The sequence below is a fragment of the Actinomadura roseirufa genome (assembly GCF_900659635.1).
GTDB classification, from domain to species: domain Bacteria; phylum Actinomycetota; class Actinomycetes; order Streptosporangiales; family Streptosporangiaceae; genus Spirillospora; species Spirillospora roseirufa.
On sequence record NZ_CAACVB010000367.1, the window covers coordinates 1 to 6,163 of the forward strand.

The window sequence follows — 6,163 nt, forward strand, 5'->3', positions numbered from 1 at the left end:
ACTCGGTCGAGTCGGCCGGGCATCCGCCGGCCGTCCAGTTCGACTCCGGTACCGGGGCCTGGCGGGTCAGCGCGGCCAAGGGCGTGGTCCTCGGCGTCGGGGCCCGCGGCCCGGACGCGCTCGCCGCGGGCCTGGCCTGGGCCGCCGCCGTCGTCCGGCAGCCGGGCGGCCGGCTCCCCGACCTCCGGGACGTCGGCCGCGACGGCGTCCGCGTGCGGCGCGCCCCCGGGCGCGACCGGCCGTTACCCGCCTGACCTCGAATCCCCCGACCGACGGGAGGGCCGCGATGGCCACCGTGCACACACCTCCGGCGAGCGCGGACGGGCCGCGCGCCAGGATCCAGCGCCTGGGCGGGCACCTGTCCGGGATGGTGATGCCGAACATCGGCGCGTTCATCGCCTGGGGCGTCATCACCGCGCTGTTCATCCCGTCCGGCTGGCTGCCCGACAAGGAGTTCGCCGAGCTCGTCGACCCGATGGCCCGGTTCCTGCTGCCCGTCCTGATCGGCTACACCGGCGGCGGGATGGTGCACGGCCGGCGCGGCGCGCTCGTCGGCGCCGTCGCCACGATGGGCGTCGTCGCGGGCGCCGATATCCCGATGTTCCTCGGCGCCATGGTGGCCGGGCCGCTGGCCGCCTACCTCATGCGGCTCGTCGACGAGCGGACCGACGGCCGGGTGCGGCCGGGGTTCGAGATGCTGGTGGAGAACTTCTCCGCCGGCCTCGTCGGCGCGGCGACGGCGATGGCCGGCCACGCGGTGGTCGGCCCGGTGATGCGCACGGTCACCGACCGGGCCGCCGACGCCGTGGAATGGCTGGTCGACCGCGACGTGCTGCCGGTGGCGTCGGTCCTCATCGAGCCCGCGAAGGTGCTGTTCCTCAACAACGCGGTCAACCACGGCGTGCTCGACCCGCTGGCCGTCCAGCAGTCCGCCGAGCACGGCAAGTCGATCCTGTTCACGCTGGAGACCAACCCGGGGCCCGGTCTCGGCGTCCTGCTGGCCTACCTGTTCTTCGGCCCGCGGCGGCTGCGCCCCTCGACGCCCGCCGCGATCGTCATCCAGTTCTTCGGCGGCATCCACGAGCTGTACTTCCCCTACATCCTGATGAAGCCGCGCATGGTCCTCGCGACCATCGCGGGCGGGGCGACCGGGACCGCCATCTTCATGATGTTCGGTACCGGCCTGGTGGCTCCGCCGGCGCCCGGCAGCATCTTCGCCTACCTGGCGCAGACCCCGCGCGGCGCGAGCAACTGGGTGGGCGTCTACACCGGCATGCTCGCCTCGGCCGCGGTGTCGTTCACCGTGGGCTCGGCGCTGCTCGGCTTCGGCAGGTTCGCCGGGGACGACGCTGCGGACGAGCCGGCGGACGGCACCGAACCCGACGCGGTCCCGCCCGGTGAGGCCCCGTCCGGAGACCTCCCGTCCGACGGGGGTGCTCCTGGCGTGACCGTCCCGGAGGAGGACGCGCCCGGCACCTCCGCTCCGCAGCCGGCCTCCTACTAGGCCGGCGCCGTTCCCCTTCCTTCCACGCTGGAGGCACGAACCATGATGACCAGCATCAACGGCAAGGACGTCCGCAAGCTCGTCATCGCCTGCGACGCGGGCATGGGCAGCAGCGTCATGCTGGCCGGCCAGCTGCGCCGGTCGCTGCGCGGGCAGGACGTCGCGGTGGAGCACGCCGCCGTCGACGCCATCCCCGGCGACGCCGACGTGGTGGTCTGCCACGCGCGGCTCGCCGACCGCGCCCGCGTCGGCGCGTCCGGCCGCGTCGTCGTGCCGTTCGCGATGTACCTCGGCGACCCGGCGCTCGACCGGGTGGTCGCCGCCATCAGGGACGGCGGCGATCTGCGTGGCTGACCCGTCCGCCGGGCTGCTCGACCGCCGCGCCATCCGGCTGGAGGCCGTCGCCGCCGGTCACGAGGACGCCGTGCGCCAGTGCGGCGCGGCGCTCGTGGACGTCGGCGCGGTCACCGCCGACTACGTGGAGAGCATGCTCGACCGCGAACGATCGGTCTCCACCTACCTGGGGGAGGGGGTGGCCGTCCCGCACGGCACCGGCTCCGGCCGGGCCGCGATACTGCGCGACGCGATCGCCGTGCTGAGGTTCCCCCGCGGGGCCGACTGGAACGGTGCCACGGTCACCGTCGCCGTCGCGGTCGCCGCCCGCGGCGACGGGCACATGGCGATCCTGGCCGAGCTGGCGCGGCTGCTCTCCGACCCCGGCCGCGCGCGGAACCTGCGCGAGGCCGCCACCGCCGACGACATCACGCGCTTGCTCCAACCCCGCGAAGAGGAGGCCGCCCCATGAGGGTCGCCCGTTTCCACGCCCCCGGTGACATCCGCATGGAGGAGGCGCCCGAACCGGAACCCGGCCCCGGCGAGCTGCTGATCCGGGTCCGGAACTGCTCCGCCTGCGGCACGGACGTGAAGATCCTCCGGCACGGGCACCACCACATCGTGCCGCCCCGGGTGATGGGGCACGAGATCGCGGGCGAGGTCGTGGCGGGCGACGTCCCCGGCTGGGCGCCCGGCGACCGCGTCCAGGTGATCGCGGCGATCCCCTGCGGGGAGTGCGCCGAGTGCCGGCGCGGCCGGATGACGGTGTGCGCGCGGCAGGAGTCGATGGGCTACCACTACGACGGGGCCTTCGCCGAGCTGATGACCGTCCCGGCCAAGGTGCTCGCGGTGGACGGGGTGAACCGCGTCCCGGACGGCGTGTCGTTCGCCGAGGCGTCGGTCGCCGAGCCGCTGGCCTGCGTGCTGAACGGGCAGGAGCTGGCGCGGGTCGGCGCGGGCGACGACGTGGTGGTCTTCGGCGCCGGCCCGGTCGGCTGCCTGCACGTCCGGGTCGCGCGCGCCCGCGGCGCCGGCCGGATCGTCCTCGTCGACGTGAACCGGGACCGGCTCGACCGGGCCGCCGCCGTCGTCCGCCCCGACACCGCGCTGTGGGCCGCCCCCGGCGTCGACGTGGTCGAGGCGGTGCGCGACCTCACCCGGGGACGTGGCGCGGACGTGGCCATCACCGCCACCGCCTCGGGCACCGCGCAGGTCCAGGCGGTGCGGATGGCGGCGCGGTCCGGGCGGATCAGCCTGTTCGGCGGGCTCCCCAAGGACGATCCGGTCATCTCCCTGGACGCCAACCTGGTGCACTACCGGGAGCTGACGGTGGTGGGCGCCAACGGCTCCAGCCCCGCCCACAACGCCACCGCGCTCGCGATGATCGCCTCCGGCCGGGTCCCCGTCGCCGACCTGATCACGCATCGGCTGCCGCTGGAGGAGCTGCCCGCCGCCCTCGGCCTCGTCGCCCGGGGCGAGGCGATCAAAGTGACCGTGGAGCCCGGCGCGGACCCCCGTCTCGTGGCACCCCGAACATCACCCGCGATGAGGTCTCATGCATAAGGATGGCATTCTGGACAGTGGGCCTTGGGGTGGATGGGACACCGGATGTACGCCGAAGAACGACAGCAGGCGATCCTGGAGCAGGCGCGCGCGGCGGGGAAGGTCGACGTCGTGACGCTCGCCGAGCAGTTCGGCGTGACCACGGAGACGATCCGGCGCGACCTCACCGTGCTGGAGCGCGCCGGAACGCTCCGCCGCGTGCACGGCGGGGCGATCATGGCGGAGCGGCTCGGCTTCGAGCCGGGGCTGGCCGCGCGGGACGCGGTGCTGACCGAGGAGAAGGAGCGCATCGCCAAGGCGGCGCTGAACGAGCTGCCCGCCGACGGGTCGATCATCATCGACGCCGGCACGACGACGTCCCGGTTCGTCCACCTGCTGCCGGCCGACCGCGAGCTGACCGTGATCGTCAACTCGCCGCCGCACGCCACCACGCTCGCCACTCGCCCCAACCTCAACGTGATCATGCTGGGCGGGCGGGTGCGCGGCCGGACCCTCGCCACGGTGGACGACTGGGTGCTGCAGCCGCTGGCGAACCTCTGGGTGGACGTGGCGTTCATGGCGACCAACGGCGCGTCCGCCGCGCGCGGCCTGACCACCACCGACCAGGCCGAGGCCGCGGTCAAGCGCGCCATGATCGCCTCGTCCCGGCGGCGCGTGCTGCTGGCCGACCACACCAAGCTGGGCACCGACTACCTGGTGCGCTTCGGCGCGCTCTCCGACATCGACGTCCTGGTCACCGACACCCGCCTGGAACAGGAGACCGCCGCCGAGATCGCCGCCCTCGGCCCCGAGGTCATCCGAGTGTGACCGCCCAGGGAGCCCCTCATGACGACCACCCCCTACGACGCCATAGCGAACTGGTACGAGAGCGTCTTCCTGCCTCGGGGCGCCGGCGACCCGCTGGGCATCGAACGCGCCCTGCGCGACCTCCTGGGAGAGGGCGGTGGCACCTGCCTGGAGATCGGCTGCGGGACCGGCGTCCACGCCGCCCTGGTGCGCGAGTTGGGCCGGGTCCCGATCGGTATCGACATCTCCGCCGGAATGCTGCGGCACGCGCGCGGGCGCCTGCCGGTCGCCCGCGCCGACGCCCGGAACCTGCCGATCCGGGACGGCGCCGTTCCCGCCGTCATCGCCGTGATGGTTCACACCGACATGCGCGCCTACCCGGAGGTACTGACCGAGGCGGCCCGGGTGCTGCGGCCCGGCGGGGTGTTGGTGCACGTGGGCGCCCACCCCTGCTTCTGCGGTGGGTTCGCCGACCGGGGCGACCGGGACGCGGTGGTGATCCGGCCCGGCTACCTCGACGGCCGCTGGGCGGCGCCGTCCTGGAGCGACCGGGGAGTGCGCGGCAAGGTCGGGGCGCTGCATGTGCCGCTTCCGGAGCTGATGCACGCCTTCATCAACGCGGGCCTCGCGTTCGAGCGGCTCGCCGAGGGCGGCGGGCCGACCCCCGGTGTGCTGGCGATCAGGGCACGGAAACGCGCGTGACATCCGATGAACGCCCTCGACGGGGTGACCTTCCCGGGTGTTCAGGCGATCGCGTCCGCGACGCGATCGGGGGCGGTGTTCCATCGGGGGCCTGACTCGGCGCGCGACGTCCGCCCCGGGCGAGGTGGGGGGTGGGGGATGACCGAGAATGGGGGGCGGAGGTGCGATGAGCGAGCAGACCACGGGGTCGTTCCCGAGTGCGGTGACGACCGAGGACTTCGTACGGAACATCGCCCAGGTGAAGGCGCGGATCGCCGCGGCGGCGAAGCGCGCGGGGCGGCGGCCGGACGAGGTGCGCCTGCTGCCGGTGAGCAAGACCGTCCCCGAGGAGCGGCTGCGCCTGGCCGTGGCCGCGGGCTGCGACGTCCTCGGCGAGAACAAGGTCCAGGAGGCCCTGCGCAAGTCGCGTGAGATGGCCGATCTCGGCGTCTCCTGGTCGATCATCGGGCATCTGCAGACCAACAAGGCCAAGGACGTGGCCGCGTTCGCGTCCGAGTTCCAGGCCCTCGACAACCTCCGCGCGGCGGAGGCCCTGGACCGCAGGCTCCAGGCGGCGGGCCGGAGCCTGGACGTGTTCGTGCAGGTGAACACCTCGGCCGAGGAGAGCAAGTACGGCCTGCCGCCCGACGAGGTCCCCTCGTTCCTCGCCCGCCTTCCCCAGTACGGCGCCCTCAGGGTCAAGGGGCTGATGACCCTCGCGCTCTTCACCAGCGACATCGATCGCGTGCGGGAGTGCTTCGTCCTGCTGCGCACGATCCGCGACAGGGCGCGGCAGGACGCCCCCGACGGGATCGGGCTCGACGAGCTGTCGATGGGCATGTCCGGCGACTTCGAGACCGCGATCGAGGAGGGGGCGACCGTCGTCCGCGTCGGCCAGGCGATCTTCGGTGCACGCCGGACGACCGACGGCCTCTACTGGCCCCCGGCCTCCCCGCCCGCGCCGGGGCCCGGCGGGGGCCGCTAGCGGGAGCAGTGGGCGAGGTCCTCGCCCAGCCAGCGGGACTCGACCCAGCCCGTGCGCCCGTCCCAGGCGGTGACCTGCGTCAGCGTGCCGCTGGCGTTGCGCCGGTGCGCGGTGACGGCGTCACCGCGGTACAGGGTTCCGCCGGTCGGGGTGTTGTGGGCGTCGCGGAGCATGAGGTCCTGCGCGCAGACCACGCGCCGCGCTGCAGGAGCGGCGAGGGGTGGGGCGGCGGGGGACGGGGACGGCGACCGCGCCGGCCTGGTCGCGCGCGGCGTCCTCACGGGCTCGGGCGTCGTCGGCGCGGGTCGCCG

At 74.3% G+C, this 6,163-nt stretch carries 9 protein-coding genes; 8 read left to right on the plus strand and 1 reads right to left on the minus strand.

The features are described from left to right. From E1291_RS37945 to E1291_RS37980, 8 genes are all read left to right on the plus strand, one after another. The coding region (locus E1291_RS37945) for a hypothetical protein (protein WP_207401157.1) at positions 1-254 on the plus strand (254 nt) is incomplete at its 5' end. Between the two features lie 32 nt (positions 255-286). Next, a complete protein-coding gene (locus tag E1291_RS37950; RefSeq protein ID WP_131742875.1) occupies positions 287-1,504 on the plus strand; it encodes a PTS transporter subunit EIIC in 1,218 nt (405 codons plus the stop codon). A 42-nt stretch (positions 1,505-1,546) separates the two neighbouring features. Next, the gene (locus E1291_RS37955) at positions 1,547-1,858 is read left to right on the plus strand and encodes a PTS sugar transporter subunit IIBC family protein (RefSeq protein ID WP_306434502.1); all 312 of its coding nucleotides are present in this window, start codon (positions 1,547-1,549) and stop codon (positions 1,856-1,858) included. Further along, on the plus strand, positions 1,851-2,309 hold the full coding sequence (locus E1291_RS37960; RefSeq protein WP_242614632.1) for a PTS mannitol transporter subunit IIA: 459 nt from the start codon (positions 1,851-1,853) through the stop codon (positions 2,307-2,309). Before E1291_RS37955 ends, E1291_RS37960 begins: the two co-directional genes overlap by 8 nt. Then, positions 2,306-3,400, plus strand: a complete 1,095-nt coding sequence (locus tag E1291_RS37965) for a zinc-dependent dehydrogenase (RefSeq protein WP_131742876.1) — start codon at positions 2,306-2,308, stop codon at positions 3,398-3,400. The genes E1291_RS37960 and E1291_RS37965 overlap by 4 nt, the downstream gene beginning before the upstream one ends. Before the next feature lie 45 nt (positions 3,401-3,445). Next, positions 3,446-4,207 (plus strand): DeoR/GlpR family DNA-binding transcription regulator, encoded by a 762-nt coding sequence (locus E1291_RS37970; protein ID WP_131742877.1) that lies wholly within the window; start codon positions 3,446-3,448, stop codon positions 4,205-4,207. Positions 4,208-4,225: 18 nt separating this feature from the next. Next, positions 4,226-4,888, plus strand: coding sequence for a class I SAM-dependent methyltransferase (locus E1291_RS37975; protein ID WP_131742878.1), 663 nt, complete (start codon positions 4,226-4,228; stop codon positions 4,886-4,888). Between the two features lie 166 nt (positions 4,889-5,054). Beyond that, positions 5,055-5,852: a YggS family pyridoxal phosphate-dependent enzyme gene (locus E1291_RS37980; protein WP_131742879.1), complete on the plus strand. Its 798-nt coding sequence runs from the start codon at positions 5,055-5,057 to the stop codon at positions 5,850-5,852. Here the strand turns inward: E1291_RS37980 and E1291_RS43545 are convergent. After that, on the minus strand, positions 5,849-6,163 hold a 315-nt coding region (locus E1291_RS43545), incomplete at its 5' end, for an SH3 domain-containing protein (RefSeq protein WP_207401156.1). The two genes, E1291_RS37980 and E1291_RS43545, sit on opposite strands and share 4 nt — an antisense overlap.

Coding starts and splice junctions, on each gene's coding strand:
- E1291_RS37950 (WP_131742875.1), top strand. CDS start 287: ATGGCCACCGTGCACACACCTCCGGCGAGCGCGGACGGGCCGCGCGCC.
- E1291_RS37955 (WP_306434502.1), top strand. CDS start 1,547: ATGATGACCAGCATCAACGGCAAGGACGTCCGCAAGCTCGTCATCGCC.
- E1291_RS37965 (WP_131742876.1), top strand. CDS start 2,306: ATGAGGGTCGCCCGTTTCCACGCCCCCGGTGACATCCGCATGGAGGAG.
- E1291_RS37970 (WP_131742877.1), top strand. CDS start 3,446: ATGTACGCCGAAGAACGACAGCAGGCGATCCTGGAGCAGGCGCGCGCG.
- E1291_RS37975 (WP_131742878.1), top strand. CDS start 4,226: ATGACGACCACCCCCTACGACGCCATAGCGAACTGGTACGAGAGCGTC.
- E1291_RS37980 (WP_131742879.1), top strand. CDS start 5,055: ATGAGCGAGCAGACCACGGGGTCGTTCCCGAGTGCGGTGACGACCGAG.